Source organism: Shinella sp. G-2, from assembly GCF_050172695.1.
Classification (GTDB): Bacteria; Pseudomonadota; Alphaproteobacteria; order Rhizobiales; family Rhizobiaceae; genus Shinella.
Genome location: NZ_JBBEYH010000001.1, coordinates 681884 through 699602, shown reverse-complemented (window position 1 = coordinate 699602; position 17719 = coordinate 681884). Strand labels below are relative to the sequence as shown.

General features: G+C 65.5%; 11 protein-coding genes. 5 read left to right on the top strand and 6 right to left on the bottom strand.

Annotation, left to right across the window (positions count from 1 at the left end; translation table 11 throughout):
* Positions 1 to 25 precede the first annotated feature (25 nt).
* A complete protein-coding gene (locus V8U06_RS03445; protein ID WP_427139504.1) occupies positions 26 to 898 on the bottom strand; it encodes an AraC family transcriptional regulator in 873 nt (290 codons plus the stop codon).
* A 178-nt stretch (positions 899 to 1076) separates the two neighbouring features.
* Between V8U06_RS03445 and V8U06_RS03440 the strand changes: the two genes are divergently transcribed.
* A complete protein-coding gene (locus V8U06_RS03440) occupies positions 1077 to 2744 on the top strand; it encodes a SulP family inorganic anion transporter (RefSeq protein WP_427139503.1) in 1668 nt (555 codons plus the stop codon).
* Here V8U06_RS03440 and V8U06_RS03435 read toward each other — a convergent pair.
* The 3 genes from V8U06_RS03435 to recA all read right to left on the bottom strand — a co-directional run bounded on the left by V8U06_RS03435 (position 2741) and on the right by recA (position 8152).
* A complete protein-coding gene (locus V8U06_RS03435) occupies positions 2741 to 3928 on the bottom strand; it encodes a GGDEF domain-containing protein (RefSeq protein WP_427139502.1) in 1188 nt (395 codons plus the stop codon). The genes V8U06_RS03440 and V8U06_RS03435 overlap by 4 nt on opposite strands.
* Positions 3929 to 4071: 143 nt before the next feature.
* Entirely contained in the window at positions 4072 to 6735 is a 2664-nt protein-coding gene (gene alaS / locus V8U06_RS03430; protein ID WP_427139501.1) for an alanine--tRNA ligase, read from the bottom strand.
* Between the two features lie 331 nt (positions 6736 to 7066).
* Positions 7067 to 8152: a recombinase RecA gene (gene recA / locus V8U06_RS03425; RefSeq protein WP_427139500.1), complete on the bottom strand. Its 1086-nt coding sequence runs from the start codon at positions 8150 to 8152 to the stop codon at positions 7067 to 7069.
* A 235-nt stretch (positions 8153 to 8387) separates the two neighbouring features.
* On the opposite strand from recA, the gene V8U06_RS03420 reads away from it, so the two are divergent.
* Both V8U06_RS03420 and V8U06_RS03415 read left to right on the top strand, forming a co-directional pair.
* Positions 8388 to 9335, top strand: a complete 948-nt coding sequence (locus V8U06_RS03420; RefSeq protein WP_427139499.1) for a carbohydrate kinase family protein — start codon at positions 8388 to 8390, stop codon at positions 9333 to 9335.
* A gap of 58 nt (positions 9336 to 9393) precedes the next feature.
* A complete protein-coding gene (locus V8U06_RS03415; protein ID WP_427139498.1) occupies positions 9394 to 10320 on the top strand; it encodes a pseudouridine-5'-phosphate glycosidase in 927 nt (308 codons plus the stop codon).
* A 188-nt stretch (positions 10321 to 10508) separates the two neighbouring features.
* On the opposite strand, the gene cckA is transcribed toward V8U06_RS03415, so the two are convergent.
* Positions 10509 to 13115 (bottom strand): cell cycle histidine kinase CckA, encoded by a 2607-nt coding sequence (gene cckA / locus V8U06_RS03410; protein WP_427139497.1) that lies wholly within the window; start codon positions 13113 to 13115, stop codon positions 10509 to 10511.
* A 300-nt stretch (positions 13116 to 13415) separates the two neighbouring features.
* Here cckA and V8U06_RS03405 point away from each other — a divergent pair, with 300 nt between their 5' ends.
* Entirely contained in the window at positions 13416 to 14444 is a 1029-nt protein-coding gene (locus tag V8U06_RS03405; RefSeq protein WP_427139496.1) for a flagellar biosynthetic protein FliO, read from the top strand.
* Between the two features lie 507 nt (positions 14445 to 14951).
* On the opposite strand, the gene dksA is transcribed toward V8U06_RS03405, so the two are convergent.
* The gene (dksA, locus tag V8U06_RS03400; protein WP_160784405.1) at positions 14952 to 15371 is read right to left on the bottom strand and encodes an RNA polymerase-binding protein DksA; all 420 of its coding nucleotides are present in this window, start codon (positions 15369 to 15371) and stop codon (positions 14952 to 14954) included.
* Positions 15372 to 15716: 345 nt separating this feature from the next.
* Here dksA and V8U06_RS03395 point away from each other — a divergent pair, with 345 nt between their 5' ends.
* Positions 15717 to 17687 (top strand): putative bifunctional diguanylate cyclase/phosphodiesterase, encoded by a 1971-nt coding sequence (locus V8U06_RS03395; RefSeq protein ID WP_427139495.1) that lies wholly within the window; start codon positions 15717 to 15719, stop codon positions 17685 to 17687.
* Positions 17688 to 17719: the final 32 nt, after the last annotated feature.

Sequence of the window (17719 nt, the reverse complement as noted above, 5' to 3'; positions counted from 1 at the left end):
GCGGGCCTTCACCCGCCCCGTTTCTTCAGGCCGCCGCTTCGACGGCCGGCTGGAGCGGCAGGCAGATCTCCGTGACGAGTTCGTTCGGCGGCACCTCGCGCGGGTTGTTGAGATAGGATTCGAACATCACCTCGTCGCGGATCGAGCGGCCGGACGCCGGAAGCCAGGTGCCGTAGAGCCAGCGATAGGCCGACCCCATATTGGCATAGGGGCCCTTGTGGCGCAGGACAGCGTAGTCACCGCCGGCAAGCGTACGGCGCACCAGCGGCGCTTCCGCCGGCACGTCGCCCGACGCGGTGACGCAGGCGAAGGAGCGCAGCTTTTCCTCCGCCACCAGATCGGGATCGTCGAGGAAGACGCCGACCATGCGCATGTCCGGCTGGAAGATGCTGCGGGAAAACAAGGCGCCGTAAAGCGCCTCGAAGGCCTTGCCGATGCCCATATAGGACCCGGAATGGGGAACGCCGAGCAGCGTCTGCTCGGGAAGGGTACGGACGGTCACGTCGAACATGCGGGGGAACTCCCTTTCGCAATGGGTTTCGAAGGCGCGATGGGACCCTTCCTTGCGGTAGCGCGCCGGCGGCATGCCATAGAAGGCCGCGAAGGCGCGCGTGAAGGATTGCAGGTTGGGGTAACCCCAGCGCGCGGCGATGTCCCGGACGGCGGTCTCGCTGCGCACCAGATCGCCCGCCGCGCGGTGCAGACGAAGCCGGCGCACGGTCGTCGCCAGCGTCTCGTTGTGCACGGCCCGGTAGACGCGGTGCCAGTGATGGGCGGAAAGGCAGGCGATTTCCGACAGCCGGTCGAGGTCGAGATCCTCTTCCAGATGCTCGTAAATATAGGCGGAGACCCGCAGCAGGCGTTTCTCGTAGGCGGCCCAGATTTCGTTGTCGCTCATGCCGTTTCCTTTCGTCGGAACGCATTCAACCAAGCACGGGGCGATTTCACAAATCCTGCGCTTCTGCCGCGCCCTGCAATTTTCGCAGAGCTTTGCCTCCCGTCATTGCAAATATGGGCGACTCGGCGTGAGATGCACTCGCCGGCCTCCTTCCGTCCTCCGGCCTTTCGAGGCGCCCATGACCGATACGTTGATGCCCAAGCTCGCCAGCGTCTTCGCGGAGGGTTACGGGCCGGCGCGCCTTCGGGCCGACGCCCTGGCGGGGTTGACGGTCGCCATCGTGGCGCTGCCGCTCTCCATGGCGATCGCCATTGCCTCCGGCGTCACGCCGGACCGCGGCCTCTACACCGCCATCGTCGGCGGCTTCCTGGTCTCCGCGCTCGGCGGCAGCCGCTTCCAGGTGGGTGGACCGGCCGGCGCCTTCATCGTGCTCGTCTCGGCAACGGTCGCTCGCCACGGCGTCGACGGCCTGCTGCTCGCCACCTTCCTCGCCGGCATCATGCTGGCGCTGGCGGGATATCTGCGGCTCGGCAAATACATCAAGTTCATTCCCTATCCCGTGACCGTCGGCTTCACGGCGGGCATCGCCGTCATCATCTTCGCCAGCCAGATCGGCGAACTCTTCGGCCTGAAGCTCGCCGGACGCGAGCCCGGACCCATCGTCGAAAAGCTGATGGCGCTGTGGGCGGCGCGCGCGAGTCTCACTCCAGCTGCCGTCGGTGTCGCCGGCCTCACCATCGCGATCATCCTCGTCCTGCGCCGCCTGCGCCCCGCCTGGCCGAACCTTCTGATCGCGGTCGCCGTCGCCTCCGCGGCGACCGCTCTTCTCTCCCTGCCGGCCGATACGATCGGCAGCCGCTTCGGCGGCATTCCGCGCAGCCTGCCCGTGCCCGCGCTTCCGTCCTTCTCGCCGGACCTCGTGCTCGCCGTCCTGCCGGACGCCATCGCCTTCGCGCTGCTCGGCGCCATCGAATCGCTGCTTTCGGCCGTCGTCGCAGACGGCATGACCGGCCGGCGGCATCGCTCCAGCATGGAGCTCATCGCGCAGGGTTTCGCCAATGTCGGCTCGGCGCTGTTCGGCGGCATCTGCGTGACCGGCACCATCGCGCGCACCGCGACGAATGTGCGATCGGGCGCCACCAGCCCGGTCTCCGGCATGCTGCATGCCGCCTTCCTCCTGATCTTCATGCTCGTCGCCGCACCGCTCGCCGGCTATATCCCGCTTGCCGCGCTTGCCGGCGTGCTCGCCGTCGTCTCCTTCAACATGGTCGAGCGCCCCGCCATCGCCGCGCTCCTGCGCTCCTCGCGGGGCGATGCGGCGGTGCTGGCCGTCACCTTCCTGCTGGTCGTCTTCCGCGATCTGACCGAAGGCATCGTCGTCGGCTTCCTTCTGGGCGCCGTGCTCTTCATCGACCGCATGGGCAAGGCGGTCGCCATTCGCGAGGAAGCCGTCCCGCGCCTCGTGCGCGCCATCGAGGATGCCGGCGAGGACGGCGGGCTGCCGGAGCGGCCGGTGGTGGCGGACGATCCGGATACGGTGGTCTACCGCATCAGCGGCGTCTTCTTCTTCGGCGCGGCGGCCAGCGTCAGTTCCGTGCTCGACCGCATCGCCGACCGGCGGCGCAACTTCGTGCTCGATTGCACCGATGTGCCCTTCCTCGATTCGACCGCCGCCAGCGTCATCGAAGGGCTCGTGCGCAAGGCGGAGCGGGCCGGCGTGCGCGTCTTCATCGCCGGGCTGAAACCCGACCTCAGGCGGCTGCTCGAAGCCCATGAGCTGCACGCGCCGCGCGTCACGTTTCCCCCGACGGTCGACGCCGCCCTGGCGGAGATCGCAAATCGTTAGCCGGCTACGCTCAATGCCGCCGGCTTGCGCATGCGCTCGGCAAGGCCGGTAAGCGCCGCGGCGGGCGCTGCCCGCATCACCCGGTTGCGGCCGCCTTCCTTGGCGGCATAGAGCGCATTGTCGGCCGCCGAATGCAACCGGTCGAAATCCGTACCGAAGGTCGCGACATCGGCAAGACCGATGCTGACGGAAATGCCGATCTCCCGCCCCTCATGCGAAACGCCCATCGCCGCAACCTCGCGCCGCAGGCTCTCTGCGAAACGCTCCGCATGGTCGATGCCTTGGCCCGGCGCGAAGAGGGCGAACTCCTCCCCGCCGAAGCGGCAGAACAGCATGCCCTCCTCCAGCCAGGACGAAACCCGGGCGGAAAAGCGCTTCAGCACCGCATCGCCCGCGACATGACCATAGGTGTCGTTGATCGCCTTGAAGCGGTCGAGGTCGAAGATCATCAGCGTGCCCTCGGCCTTGCCGGACAGGTGCATGCGCATGTCGTCGAGGAAGGAGCCGCGATTGGCGATGCCCGTCAGCGTGTCGGTGCGCGAAAGTTGCCGGTAAAGCGCTTCGCCCCGTTCCTTGATGAGCACCAGCATCGCGACGGCGGCAAGGATCGTATGGGCGAAGAGTTCCAGCGAGAAGAGCGCGAACCACGGCGAATAGGCGCTCCCATGTGCAAGCTGCACCGGAGCGATGATAGCCATGGGAATGCGCAGGGAATAGATGACGCCGTGCGTCAGGAAGAAGATCGCCGACATGGTGCGCGACGGCAGCGGCTCGCTGCGCCGCCCGCGCCAGATGTCGATGCCGATCCAGAGCGAATAGGCCGTGATGATGACGGAGGAGAGAATGATGCGATTGTTCACGTCGCCGGAAACCTGCGGCAAGAACAGATAGGCAAGGCACCAGAGAAGAGGCCCGGCCAGCACCACCGGCCAATGGACCGCGCGCCGGTCGAAGACCCGGAAACCCGCCCACATGAGGGCATAGCCAAGGGCCGCGAGCGCATTGCTGAGGCCGACCGTCAGCAGCGGATAGCCCATCGGGCGAAGCGCGGCGAAAATGGTGCAGAGCGCACCCACCCACATAGACAGACACCAGTAGCCGGCCGCCGCATGGCGCCGGTCGGTGAACCAGACCTGGAACATGAAAATCCCGACGACGAGGGTCGACAGGAAAGTGCAGATCATCAAGGTTGATATGCTGATGATGTCTTCAATCAAAATACGCACTCCGAGCCCGGGAATGCTAGGCAGAAACCTTGAAGACTTCGCAAACGAAACGGCGGGCCTGAGCCCGCCGCAGCATTGACTTCAATCAGGAAAGGCGTGCCTCAGCCGGCAAGCGCCGAAGCGACCGCCTCGATGGCCTCGCCCGCCTTGGCGCCATCGGGGCCGCCGGCCTGCGCCATGTCGGGACGGCCGCCGCCGCCCTTGCCGCCCAGCGCCTCGGATGCCTTGCGCACCAGATCGACGGCGCTGAAACGACCGGTCAGGTCGTCGGTGACGGCAACCACGGCGCTCGCCTTGCCATCGGGCGAAACGCCGACGAAGGTGACGACGCCGGAGCCGAGGCTCTTCTTGCCTTCGTCCGCCAGGCTCTTGAGGTCCTTCGGCTCGACGCCGGTGACGACCTTGCCGAGATACTTGATGCCCGCGACGTCGCGCGCACCGTCATCGCCGCCGCCGGCGGAACCGCCCGACAGCGCCAGCTTCTTCTTGGCTTCCGTCAGTTCGCGCTCCAGCTTGCGGCGCTCGTCGACCAGCGCCTCGACGCGGGACAGCACCTCGCCCGGCTGGACCTTGAGGGTCGTCGCCAGCGTCTTCACGCGCTCGTCCTGCTCGGCAAGATAGGCGCGGGCAGCTTCCCCCGTCAGGGCTTCGAGGCGGCGCACGCCCGAGCCGACGGCGCTTTCCGAGACGACGCGCACCAGTCCGATCTCGCCGGTCGCGGACACATGCGTGCCGCCGCAAAGCTCGACGGAGTACGGCCGGTTCGCCTTGGCGCCGTGCAGGCCGGTGCCCATGGAGACGACGCGCACCTCATCGCCGTATTTTTCGCCGAAGAGCGCCATCGCGCCCTCGGCAATAGCATCGTCCACCGTCATCAGACGCGTGGTGACGGGCGAATTCTGCACGATGATCTCGTTGGCCATATTCTCGATGACGCGCAGCTCTTCCGCCGACATGGGCTTGGGATGCGAAACGTCGAAGCGCAGGCGCTCCGGCGCGACGAGCGAGCCCTTCTGGGCGACATGGGTGCCGAGCACCTCGCGCAGCGCCTCGTGCAGCAGATGCGTGGCCGAGTGGTTGGCGCGCAGGCGCGAGCGGCGGGCATGATCGACCGTGAGCGCCACGGCATCGCCGACCTTGATCTCGCCTTCGGCGACAAGTGCGCTGTGCACGAAGACGCCGTCGCCCTTCTTCTGGGTCTCGGTCACCGTCAGGCGCGCATTATCCGCCGTGATGGTGCCAGTATCGCCCATCTGGCCACCGGATTCGCCGTAGAACGGTGTCTGGTTCACGACGATCTGGACGGTGTCGCCGGCCTTGGCGCCGTCGATGGTCTTGCCCTCGCGGACGATCGCCTGGACGACGCCCTCGGCGGTCTCGGTGTCGTAGCCGAGGAACTCGGTCGCGCCGAGCTTTTCTCGCAGCTCGAACCACACCGTTTCCGTCGCAGCTTCGCCGGAGCCGGCCCAATGGGCGCGCGCTTCGGCCTTCTGCCGTTCCATGGCGTCGGTGAAGCCCGAGAGGTCGACGCCGATGCCGCGGCCACGCAGCGCGTCCTGCGTCAGGTCGAGCGGGAAGCCATAGGTGTCATAAAGCTTGAAGGCCGTTTCACCGTCGAGGATATCGCCCTTGTGCAGCGTGGTGGTCGCGTCGGAGAGCAGGTTCAGGCCGCGCTCCAGCGTGGTGCGGAATCGGGTTTCTTCCAGCTTCAGCGTCTCGGAGATCAGCGCCTCGGCGCGCTGCAGTTCGGGATAGGCGCGGCCCATCTCGCCGACCAGCGTCGGAAGCAGCTTCCACATCAGCGGGTCCTTGGCGCCGAGAAGCTGGGCATGACGCATGGCGCGGCGCATGATGCGGCGCAGCACGTAGCCGCGGCCGTCCTTGGCCGGCAGGACGCCGTCGGCGATCAGGAAGGCGGAAGAGCGCAGGTGATCGGCGATGACGCGGTGGCTGGCGCGGGCTTCGCCCTCGGCCGGAACGCCGGTCGCCTCGACGGAGGCGTCGATCAGCGCGCGGAAGAGGTCGATGTCGTAATTGTCATGTTTGCCCTGAAGCAGCGCGGCGATGCGCTCGAGGCCCATGCCGGTGTCGATGGAGGGGCGCGGCAGGTCGATGCGCTCTTCCTTCGTCAACTGCTCGAACTGCATGAAGACGAGATTCCAGATCTCGATGAAGCGGTCGCCATCCTCTTCCGGCGAGCCGGGCGGGCCGCCCCAGATATGGTCGCCATGGTCGTAGAAGATCTCCGAACAGGGGCCGCACGGGCCGGTATCGCCCATCGCCCAGAAATTGTCGCTGGTCGGGATGCGGATGATGCGATCGTCGCTAAAGCCGGCGATCTTCTTCCACAGGTCGAAGGCCTGGTCGTCGGTGTGGTAGACGGTGACCAGCAGGCGGTTCTTGTCGATGCCGAATTCCTTGGTGATCAGGTTCCAGGCAAGCTCGATGGCGCGTTCCTTGAAGTAGTCGCCGAAGGAGAAGTTGCCGAGCATCTCGAAGAAGGTGTGGTGGCGGGCGGTGTAGCCGACATTGTCGAGGTCGTTGTGCTTGCCGCCGGCGCGCACGCATTTCTGCGCGGTGGTCGCGGTGGAATAGGGACGCGATTCCAGGCCGGTGAAGACGTTCTTGAACTGCACCATGCCGGCATTCGTGAACATCAAGGTGGGGTCGTTGCGCGGCACGAGCGGGCTGGACGACACGACCTCGTGACCGTTTCTGCGGAAATAGTCGAGGAAAGTCGACCGGATCTCATTCACGCCGCTCATATCGCGTCCTTCATCCTAGCATTATCGACGCCGAAGTCCGGCGCCTCACCCACCCAATGTCACCTTCGGCAAAGGCGAAACCGCCCCGCCGGCCGGAGTGCCCGCCCGGAGGCTCTTCAAGCCATCCATTCGCGAATTCCGTCGAATTTGCACGCGCCTGCCGCCTGAATTGCGGAATGGCGAAAACCGGGGCGCGCGCGAGAACCCAAGGCTTTTATCGCCCGCCTCGGCACCTGTCCAGACACCAAAAAACCGGCCTTTCGCGAAGAAGAGGCCGGTTTCGGTGTTTTCCCGTTCCGCTTACGCGGCGGCGCTCAAGGCGCCGGCGCGATCAGGGTTCGCCGTCGTCGCCATCGTTCGGGTCCGGACCGCCGTTCTCGAGGAAGCGGTCGGCGATCAGGCCGGCATTCTGGCGCAGCGTCATCTCGATCTCGCGGGCGACATCCGGGTTGTCGCGCAGGAACGTCTTGGCGTTCTCGCGGCCCTGACCGAGGCGCTGGCTGTTGTAGGAGAACCAGGCGCCGGACTTCTCGACAATGCCGGCCTTGACGCCGAGGTCGATGAGTTCGCCCGTCTTGGAGACGCCCTCGCCGTACATGATGTCGAACTCGACCTGCTTGAAGGGCGGAGCCATCTTGTTCTTGACGACCTTGACGCGGGTCTGGTTGCCGATCACCTCGTCGCGCTCCTTGACGGCGCCGATGCGGCGGATGTCGAGGCGGACGGAGGCATAGAACTTCAGCGCGTTGCCGCCGGTCGTCACTTCGGGCGAGCCGTAGACGACGCCGATCTTCATGCGGATCTGGTTGATGAAGATGACCATGCAGTTCGACTTGGAGATCGAGGCCGTCAGCTTGCGCAGCGCCTGGCTCATCAGGCGGGCCTGAAGACCCGGCAGGCTTTCGCCCATCTCGCCTTCGATTTCGGCGCGCGGCGTAAGCGCTGCGACCGAGTCGACGACCAGCACGTCGATGGCGCCGGAGCGGACCAGCGTGTCGGTGATTTCAAGCGCCTGCTCGCCCGTGTCGGGCTGCGAGATCAGCAGGTTTTCCAGGTCGACGCCGAGCTTGCGGGCGTAGATGGGGTCGAGCGCATGTTCGGCGTCGACGAAGGCGCAGATGCCGCCCTTCTTCTGGCACTCGGAAATCGTCTGCAGCGCCAGCGTGGTCTTGCCCGAGCTTTCCGGGCCGTAGATTTCGACGATACGGCCCTTCGGCAGGCCGCCGATACCAAGCGCCACGTCGAGGCTGAGCGAACCCGTCGAGACCGTCTCGACCTCGATGACGCTGTCCTTGCCACCGAGCTTCATGATGGAGCCCTTGCCGAACGAGCGCTCGATCTGGGAGAGAGCCGCTTCGAGTGCCTTGCTTTTATCCACTGTTTTATCCTCTACGAGCCGCAAAGTGTTCTGTGCCATTTGGTCCACCTTTAGGTTATTGAAGCAAGACAGGCAACGAAGCCGCCGATGAAAGCTATGTACACATTTTGTTCTCTTTTTGCAAGGCCCGCTCATCCATTTGAATCGCCTTGAGAATCGAGAGCGTGTTCTATTTTCGTTTCAGGTGGATAAAAGCCATGCGGAAACAGGAACAAAGCCGCCGCCGCGACGGGTCGACGCGCCCGAATCGGCCGGCGGAATGCGAAGGAAGACGATGACCGTGAGGACGATACTGGTGATGGGCGGCGCCCATGTGGACAGGCGCGGACGCATATCCGGCGAGACGGCGCCGGGCGCCAGCAACCCCGGCTCCTGGTTCGTGGAAGCGGGCGGCGGCGCGTTCAACGCGGCGCGCAACCTGGCGCGGCTCGGCCATCGGGTGCGGCTCGTTTCGCCGCGCGGCGGCGATGCCGACGGTGACATCGTGGCGGCGGCGGCGGACGCGGCAGGCATCGAGGACACGCCTTTCACCTTCCTCGACCGGGCGACGCCGAGCTATACGGCGATCATCGAGCGCGACGGCAATCTCGTCATCGCGCTCGCCGACATGGACCTCTACCGGCTGTTCTCGCCGCGCCGCCTGCAGCAGCGGGCGATGCGCGAGGCCATGAGCGCCGCCGGCCTGATCCTGACGGACGCGAACCTGCCCGCCGAGACCCTCGCGGCGACGACCGCGGCCGCCGGAACCCGCGGCGTTCCGATCGCCGGCATCGCCATTTCGCCGGCAAAGGTCGTGCGCTTTCGCGAAAGCCTCTCCGCCCTCGCTTTTCTCTTCATGAACGAGGCCGAAGCGCGCGCGCTGACGGGCGAAGCCCCTGACAATCCGACCGACTGGCCGAAGGCGCTGCGCGCGATCGGGCTTTCGGCCGGTGTCGTGACGCGTGGCGGAAAGGGTGTGATCGCATTCGACGAAAAACGCGCGGCGCTCGTCATCCCACCGGACATTCCGGCGCTCGGTGATGTCACCGGCGCGGGCGATTCGCTCGCCTCCGGTTTTCTCAGCGCCTGGACGGGCGGCAGCACCATCGGCGAGGCGCTGCGCCATGGCGTGGCGGCCGCGGCGATCACCGTGCGCTCGCCGCTGGCCGTCGCCGAAGAAATGTCGCAGGCGGCTCTGGCTAATGCACTTTCGCTTGTGCCGGAGGCCGAAATCCTGTCATGAGACTTTTTTGCTCAAAATTCCGAGCACGTCTCCTCCCAGGACACTCCAAGGAACCAGCATGACCAGACCCGCTTCCCCTCTCCTGCCCATGCGATACTCGGCCGAAGTCGCCGCCGCCAAGGAGCGTGGCGCTCCCATCGTCGCCCTCGAATCGACGATCATCACGCACGGCATGCCCTATCCGGGCAACCTGAACATGGCGCGCAGCGTCGAGCGCATCATCCGCGAACAGGGCGCCGTGCCGGCGACCATCGCGGTCATCGACGGCGTGCTGCATATCGGCCTCGAAGAGGCGGAACTCGAAGCCCTCGCCAAGACGGAAGGGGCGATGAAGGTCTCGCGTGCCGATCTCGCCTTCGCCATCGCCGAGCGCCGCACGGGCGCCACCACGGTCGCAGCGACGATGATCGGCGCCGCCCGCGCCGGCATCAAGGTCTTCGCCACCGGCGGCATCGGCGGCGTGCACCGCGGCGCCGAGCAGACCTTCGACATTTCCGCAGACCTCGACGAACTGGCCCGCACGGGCGTCATCGTCATCTGCGCCGGCGCCAAGGCGATCCTCGACATTCCGAAGACGCTGGAAGTGCTGGAAACGCGCGGCGTGCCGGTCGTGACCTATGACAGCCCCGTGTTCCCGGCCTTCTGGTCGCGCGATTCGGGCCTGAAGAGCCCGCTGACGCTGAACAGCCCGGCCGCCATCGCCAACTTCCAGAAGGTGCGCGACCAGCTCGGCATCGACGGCGGCATGCTGATCGCCAACCCCGTGCCGAAGGCCGACGAGATCGCGCGCGAGGAAATGGAAATCTATATTGCCCGCGCCATCGACAATGCCGACCGGGACGAGATCACCGGCAAGGCCGTGACGCCTTACCTGCTCGACAATCTCTTCCACCTGACGGACGGCCGCAGCCTGAAGACGAATATCGCGCTGGTGGAAAACAATGCACGGCTCGCGGCGGAAATCGCCGTCGCGATGGTGGGCTGAACGAACGAAGCGGCCGGCGACTGTCGGCCGCTTTCCCCTCCGGGCTCACCGAGCGGGGGATGAGGCCAGGGCCGTCAGGCCGGCCGTCTGGAACGTCGTGTCATTGCGGGTAAAAAGCGCCCTGCTCGCGGATTTACAAAAGATCTGGTCTGCGTATCGCGCCGTGGCATGGCCACGGGCTGACGGCCTCACGCGTCCAGCATTTCCCGCACGGCTTCGGCAAGCTGCTTCAGCGAGAACGGCTTCGGCAGGAAACCGAACTTGGCGTCGGCGGGCAGGTTGCGGGCGAAGGCATCCTCGGCATAACCGGAGACGAAGATGAACTTCATGTCCGGATAGGTCTTGCGCAGCTCGCGCAGCAGCGACGGGCCGTCCATTTCCGGCATCACGACGTCGGAGACAACGATGTCGACCGCGCCGTTCAGCTCTTCCATGATGTCGAGCGCCTCGACGCCGGAGCCGGCCTCGTGCACGGTGTAGCCACGCGTTTCCAGCATGCGCTTGCCGCCGCGGCGCACGGCCTCCTCGTCCTCGACGAGCAGAACCACGGCCGAACCGCCCGTCAGGTCGCGCGGTTCCTTTTCCGCCACCTGCGCGACGGCGACGGGCTGCTGCTCGCCGGCGGCCTGAGCGGTGGCCCCGGCTTCCACCGGCACCACTTCCTCGATATGGCGCGGCATGAGGATGCGGAAGGTCGTGCCCTTGCCGACTTCGGAATCGAGGTAGATATAGCCGCCGGACTGCTTGACGATGCCGTAGACCATGGAAAGGCCGAGGCCGGTGCCCTTGCCGACTTCCTTGGTGGTGAAGAAGGGCTCGAAGATCTTGTCGATGATCTCGGGCGGAATGCCGGTGCCCTGGTCGCAAACCTCGACTTCCACATAGTCGCCGGCCGGCAGGTCGCGAAGGTTGCGCGCCGCAGCCTCCTCCGCCTCGACATTGCGGGTGCGGAAGGTGATCGTGCCGCCTTCCGGCATGGCGTCGCGCGCGTTGACGGCCAGATTGATCAGCACCTGCTCGAACTGGCCGAGGTCGGTCTTCACCGGCCAGAGATCCCGGCCGTAGTCGACGTCGATCTTCACATTCGTGCCCGTCATGCGGTCGACGAGCATGCGCAGGTCGCCGATGACGTCGGTGAGGTTGAGCACGGTCGGACGCATGGTCTGCTTGCGCGAGAAGGCGAGCAACTGACGCACCAGAACGGCCGCGCGATTGGCGTTGCGCTTGATCTCCATGAGATCGGCGAAGCTCGCATCGGACGGGCGCGCGGAGAGCAGCAGGTGGTCGGAGGACAGCAGGATCGCCGTCAGCACGTTGTTGAAGTCGTGCGCGATGCCGCCGGCAAGCGTGCCGACCGCATTCATCTTCTGTGTCTGCGCCATCTGCGTCTCGAGCGCCTTCTGCTCGGTGATCTCGACGGCATAGACGATGGCCGCCTCTTCCGGCGCCTCGTCGCTCTGGTCGATGACGGCGTTCACATAGAAGCGGAAATGGCGGCCGTCGTCGCCCGGATGCAGCGAATCGAGCGGCGGGATATCCCCTTGCCGGTCCTTGGCCGCGTCGAGCGCCGACTGCAGGCGCAGCCGATCCGTCTCGCGCACGATGGTTTCCAGCTTGGCGCCGCGGTCGATATCGTCGCGCGAGACGACGCCGGAGAACAGCTTCAGGAACGGCGCATTGGTGCGCAGGATGCGACCGTCGCCGTCGACGGAGGCGATGGCCATCGGCGTATTGTTGAAGAAGCGCGTGAAACGCATCGAGGCGATGGAGGCGGACTGGTCGCTCTCCCGGCCCTCCTCGCGCGCAAGAACGATGGTGCGGCTCTCGCCGGGCGCGCCGTCGCGCATCGAGGAAACGCGGTGCACGATGCGCACCGGCAGGCTCTGGCCGTTCGTCTTGCGCAGGTCGAGATCCAGCGTTTCCGTGCGCTTGAGGCCGGGTTCGGCCTGCACGGACTGGATCAGCGCAAGCCCCTCGCCGGCCACCACGTCGGCGACCGTCAGCGAGCCCGGCTGGAACTTGGTGAGGTCGATGCCGAGCCATTCGGCGAGCGTCGCATTGAGATAGACGATCTCGCCCTTGCGGCCGGCGGAGAAGAAGCCGGCCGGCGCATGGTCGAGATAGTCGATGGCATTCTGCAATTCCTTGAAGAAGCGCTCCTGGTCGTCCCGCTCGGAGGTGATGTCGGAAATCTGCCAGATATAGAGCGGCTGCTTGTCCTTCTCGCGGCTCGGCAGCACGCGGGCCTTCAGGCGATACCAGTGCGCGCCGGAACCGGCGGCGGCCGTCGGGTTGAGCGCTTTCTGGACCCGGAACTCCTCGGCGCCTTCCTTGCCCTCATGCAGGCCGTTCGTCAGGCGGTAGACGGCTTCGGTGGCGTCGCGGTTGCGCGACAGCAGCGTTTCCAGCGTCTGGACTTCGGCATCGCCCTTGGCGCCGGTCAGCGCGCCATAGGCGGCATTGGCATAGACGATGCGGCCCTTGCGGTCGGTGACGACGGTGCCGTCGGGATGCGAGTCGAGAAAGGAGCGCGCCAGCGGGTCCGAACCCGCGGCCTGCGGCATGATCTCGATGAAGCCGATCAGCGCGGAAACGACGAAGAAGATGCCGGCCATGGCGAGAACGCCGAGCACGCCGAGCACGATTTCATTGTCGAGCTGGTTCTTGAAAAAGATGAAGGCCCCGGCCGAGGCCGCGAGCACGATGGCGAGCAGCACGACGCGGAGCGCCACCGCCGGCCGCACGCCGCGGTCCACGATCGGCAGATTGTCCTCGCCAGGCCGCTTCATCGTCATCAATCCCTCGTCTGCAACAGCCGTACGTCGTCGCGCGTCGCCCGGTTCCGATGCCAGAATCATGTTTATCCGTCAGAGGGAAGCGCAAAAAGCCGCCGAGGGGAAGCAAAGCCGCGAATTCACAGGGAATATTCCCGGCCGGGCTGTCGCATTTTCCCTCTTGCGCGCTAAATGGGCAATGCCTTGGATGGCAAGCAGCGCTGGACAACAAGCTGGATGCGCTTGTAGGAGCCTGCAAAAAGCCTTCAAATGCTGCCAACAGGATGAAGCGGCCACGGGCCGACAGGAGTGACCGACGCCATGTTCCAGGAGATCCTCGCAGAGAACGGCACGAAATTCATCATCGCCGCGGCGGTGGTATTGTTGGGTCTGCTCTGCCTTGCGCTGGTGCTCTGGATCATCCGGGGTCGTCCGTCCTCTCCCTTCATTCGTGGCGGGCGCAACCGCACCCCGCGCCTCGCCGTGCTGGATGCTGCCGCCATCGACACCCGCCGCCGCCTCGTGCTCCTGCGCCGCGATGACGTCGAACATCTCGTCATGATCGGCGGCCCGACGGATATCGTCATCGAATCGCGCATCGTCACGGCTCCGGCCGAGAGCGCCCAGCCGGTGGAAAAGCCGGTCCAGAAGACCGAGCGGGCCGAACCCGCGCCCGTGCTGCAGGAAACGCCGGTGCGGACGGTCGAAACGCCGGTCGTCACTCGCACGGCTGCTGCCGCCACCACGACCGCCACCGAACGCCGCCCGGCCGCCGCCGCCGACGGCGTCTCCGCCATGGGCAAGGTTCTCTATGAGAACGAGGATACAGCTGCCCGCCCCGTGCCGGCCCGCACGGTCACCCAGCCCGTAACCGCAATCCAGGCCTTGCCGCAGACGGGCGGCGAACAGCGCGTGCCCGAGCGCCGCGTCGAGGACATGCTGGAACAGAACCGCCAGCGGGTGCTGTCGCCTCAGACCGCCGCAACGGCGCAGGCCACCACCAGCCAGGCCGTCCAGCGGCCCGTCATGACCGCGACGGTCGGCAAGCCCGTTTCTGCCTCCGTTTCCGGCCCGGTTGGCGGCTCTGTTGCCGGTCCCGTTGCCGGTGTTGCCGACAATGCCGCGCTGGTCAGCGAGTTCGAACGTATCCTCGAAGCGGAAATGGCGAACAACGCCGCCGCCGCAGGCGTGGCGCGCCCCGCCGTGCAGCCGATTGCCAATCCCACGCAGACCGCGGCACAGACGGTTGCAACGACCGGACAGGCCCAGCCCGTCGCCAAGAGCCGTGAGGAGACGGAAGCGGAAATGGCCCGCCTGCTCGGCGAAATCGCCGCAAACCGCAAGGCCTGACCAGAGCATTACCCGGCATGACATAGAGGCTGGAGCTTTTCCGCTGACGAAGCGTGCGCCAGATCTCTTCCGCCTTCAACGGCACAACGGCCCGCAGCGCATAGGCGAGATCCCAGAGACGCGATCCCGGCCCCACCCGTCCCAATAGATGAAGACCCGGCGCTCGCTGTCGCGAAGACACCGCGCGATGCCGGCACCTGCGAAACACCCGCGGCGTGAAGGTAGCCGATGAAGGCATGAATGGGAGAAGCGACGGTCGCTGGCTTGCGCACGGTCTTGCCGACGCGTCGCCGACGCCGCGACATTGCCGCCCGAAAGGCGCTCCTCATCCTTCTCGCCAGTCATCCTTCCAAAAGAGAAAGCCGCCGGGAACGACGTGTTCCCAGCGGCTTTGACATCTCGGGCTTCCCGACACCGGCAGTCTCAACAACCACCGGCACCGGACAAGTCCGGTGTTCGATCCTCGTCGCCGCATCCAGCGGATCTCCTCAGATCCGCAAGAAACGTTTACTCGTCGCGATACACCTTTTCCCGACGCTCATGGCGCTCCTGCGCCTCGATCGACAGCGTAGCAATCGGACGAGCGTCGAGACGCTTGAGGCCGATCGGTTCGCCGGTTTCCTCGCAATAGCCGTAGGTGCCTTCGTCGAGGCGCTGGAGCGCCGCATCGATCTTGGAGATCAACTTGCGCTGGCGGTCGCGAGCGCGAAGTTCGATGGCACGGTCGGTTTCGGAGGATGCCCGGTCCGCGAGGTCCGGGTGATTGGCGCTTTCTTCCGCCAGATGATCGAGGGTTTCGCGCGCTTCGCGCAGGATGTCGTTTTTCCAGGCGTTCAGCTTCGCTCGAAAGTAAGCCCGCTGGTTTACATTCATGAATTCTTCGCCCTCATCGAGGACGAAATTGCTAAGATCGATCTTCTCACTCAACGCGATTCTCCTGAAGAACATCTCAAGGCGCGCTGTATATCCCCACGGGTAACGCGATTCAAGCCTGACGGAACCTACCCACGGTTTTGGCGCGTGCCTTTATTTTAGACCATGCCAGACTAATATTTCATCAAGATTACAAGGGGATGGCAAAATGCCCGCCGAAATTGCGCCAGGCGGCACCTGCCAGCCGACGAATGCCTGCCCTGAATCTGGGCAAAACACTCCACATCTATAAACGCATGATGGCGCGTTTTTCTTTCGCCAGGCTGTCGGAAAAGCGGATTCAGATTTATTTTAGCAACTCGTGCTTTTCTTCCCCCGGGAGCCGGGAGCACGTATTTCATGTTCAGCCAGATCAGGGCTATTCTTTCCATCGAAGCCGACAACGAAGCACTCGTCGAGGCGCAGCTTGCGGCCTTCACCAAACAGGTGCCGCTGCTCTACTTCATGCTGGTGACGAATACGGTCGCCCTGACGGTCACGCATTTCAACGCCGCCCCCGCCCTTCTCACGCTCTATATTCCCGGCGCGCTCTATGTCGTGAGCCTGGTCCGGCTCGTGCACTGGTGGTTCAGCCGCCACAAGCGCTACGCGCGGGAGGAAGCGGTGGAGCGGCTGCGGGCCACACACCGGCTGACGGCGCTGCTCGGCGCGGGCTTCTGCGCGTGGGCGCTCAGCATCTTTCCCTATGGCGACGCCTACCAGCAGTCCCACGTCGCCTTCTACATCGCCAATACAGTGATCGGCTGCATTTTCTGCCTGATGCATCTGCGCGCGGCGGCCCTCACCCTGACGGGCATCGTGCTCGGCCCCTTCACGGTCTTCTTCGCCACGTCGGGCAATCCGGTCTTCACGGCGCTGGCGCTCAACGTCGCGCTCGTCACCGTCGCCATGGTCTTCATCCTCCTGACCTACTACCGCGATTTTCGCGCCCTCATCCAATCCCAGACGGAACTGACGGAGCGGCAGGAGGAAACCCAGCGGCTGAGTGATGAGAACCACCGGCTCGCCAATCTCGACAGCCTGACCAACCTGCCGAACCGCCGCCAGTTCCGCGCCGAACTGGAGCGGCGGATCGCCGAAGCGGAGGCGAAGGGAACCGGCCTCGCCCTCGGCCTGATCGACCTCGACGGCTTCAAGCCGGTCAACGACACCTTCGGCCACAGCATCGGCGACAAGCTGCTCGTGGAGGTCGGTGAACGGCTCTCGGCTTTCGCGGATCACGGCCTGTTCCCGGCTCGCCTCGGCGGCGACGAATTCGGCCTCGTCTTCGAGGGGGCGATCTCCGCGGACCGGCTGCACGCGCTCGGCGACGATATCTGCGCCGCGCTTCAGGAGCCCTATGTCTTCAGCGGTCAGACGGCCCGCGTCTCCGGCTCGCTCGGCATCGCCATTCTCGGCGAGGCCGGCGCCACGGCCGACCGCCTCTTCGACCGCGCCGACTTCGCGCTTTATCTCGCCAAGCAGAATTTTCGCGGCACAACCGTCGTCTTCTCCGCCGAGCACGAGGCCGAGATCAACGAGCAGGGGCGGATCGAGCAGGCGCTGCGCGCCGCCGACCTGGAACAGGAAATATACCTCGTCTTCCAACCGATGGTCGACGCCGACACCAACGGCATTTCCGCCTATGAGGCGCTTGCCCGCTGGGAAAGCCCGACGCTCGGTCCCGTACCGCCCGGCATCTTCATCCGCGCCGCCGAACGCGCCGGCATCATCGGCCCCCTCACGGAAGTCGTGCTGCGCAAGGCCCTTTCGGCCGCGACGACCTGGCCGGACCATATCCGCCTTTCCATCAATCTTTCGACGCGGGACATCACGTCCAACAAGACCGTCGACACGCTGCTGGACATCATCGCGCAAAGCGGCGTCGCCCCGGAACGGCTGGACATCGAAGTGACGGAAACGGCGGTCCTGCGCAACTTCACGCTCGCCGCGGAAAACCTCAAGCGCTTCACCCAGCGCGGCGTCGGCATCGCGCTCGACGATTTCGGCACGGGCCATTCCAGCCTCAGCTACGTGCACAAGCTGCCGCTCAGCAAGATCAAGATCGATCGCGGCTTCATCGTCGACATCGCCACGAACGATCGCAGCCGCAGCATCGTCAAGACCATCGTGGACCTGTCGCGCAATATCGGCTGCGTCTGTGTGGTCGAGGGCATGGAGACGGCGGAGCAGGTGACGGTGCTCAGAAGCCTCGGCTGCCGGATCATGCAGGGCTACTACTTCGCCCGTCCGCAGAAGCTGGAAGACACCCTCGCCTATCAGGCGACGTCCGACACGATCGTGAACCCGGTGCTTCGCAAAACCGGTTGATCTTTCCCCTCAGGAAAGACATGAAGTCTGGA

Excerpts from the sequence above, each read along its gene's own strand:
- recA (WP_427139500.1), bottom strand. The coding sequence starts at position 8,152 with ATGGCACAGAACACTTTGCGGCTCGTAGAGGATAAAACAGTGGATAAA.
- alaS (WP_427139501.1), bottom strand. The coding sequence starts at position 6,735 with ATGAGCGGCGTGAATGAGATCCGGTCGACTTTCCTCGACTATTTCCGC.
- V8U06_RS03395 (WP_427139495.1), top strand. The coding sequence starts at position 15,717 with ATGTTCAGCCAGATCAGGGCTATTCTTTCCATCGAAGCCGACAACGAA.
- V8U06_RS03445 (WP_427139504.1), bottom strand. The coding sequence starts at position 898 with ATGAGCGACAACGAAATCTGGGCCGCCTACGAGAAACGCCTGCTGCGG.
- V8U06_RS03405 (WP_427139496.1), top strand. The coding sequence starts at position 13,416 with ATGTTCCAGGAGATCCTCGCAGAGAACGGCACGAAATTCATCATCGCC.
- V8U06_RS03440 (WP_427139503.1), top strand. The coding sequence starts at position 1,077 with ATGACCGATACGTTGATGCCCAAGCTCGCCAGCGTCTTCGCGGAGGGT.
- V8U06_RS03435 (WP_427139502.1), bottom strand. The coding sequence starts at position 3,928 with ATGATCTGCACTTTCCTGTCGACCCTCGTCGTCGGGATTTTCATGTTC.
- V8U06_RS03420 (WP_427139499.1), top strand. The coding sequence starts at position 8,388 with ATGACCGTGAGGACGATACTGGTGATGGGCGGCGCCCATGTGGACAGG.
- V8U06_RS03415 (WP_427139498.1), top strand. The coding sequence starts at position 9,394 with ATGACCAGACCCGCTTCCCCTCTCCTGCCCATGCGATACTCGGCCGAA.
- cckA (WP_427139497.1), bottom strand. The coding sequence starts at position 13,115 with ATGACGATGAAGCGGCCTGGCGAGGACAATCTGCCGATCGTGGACCGC.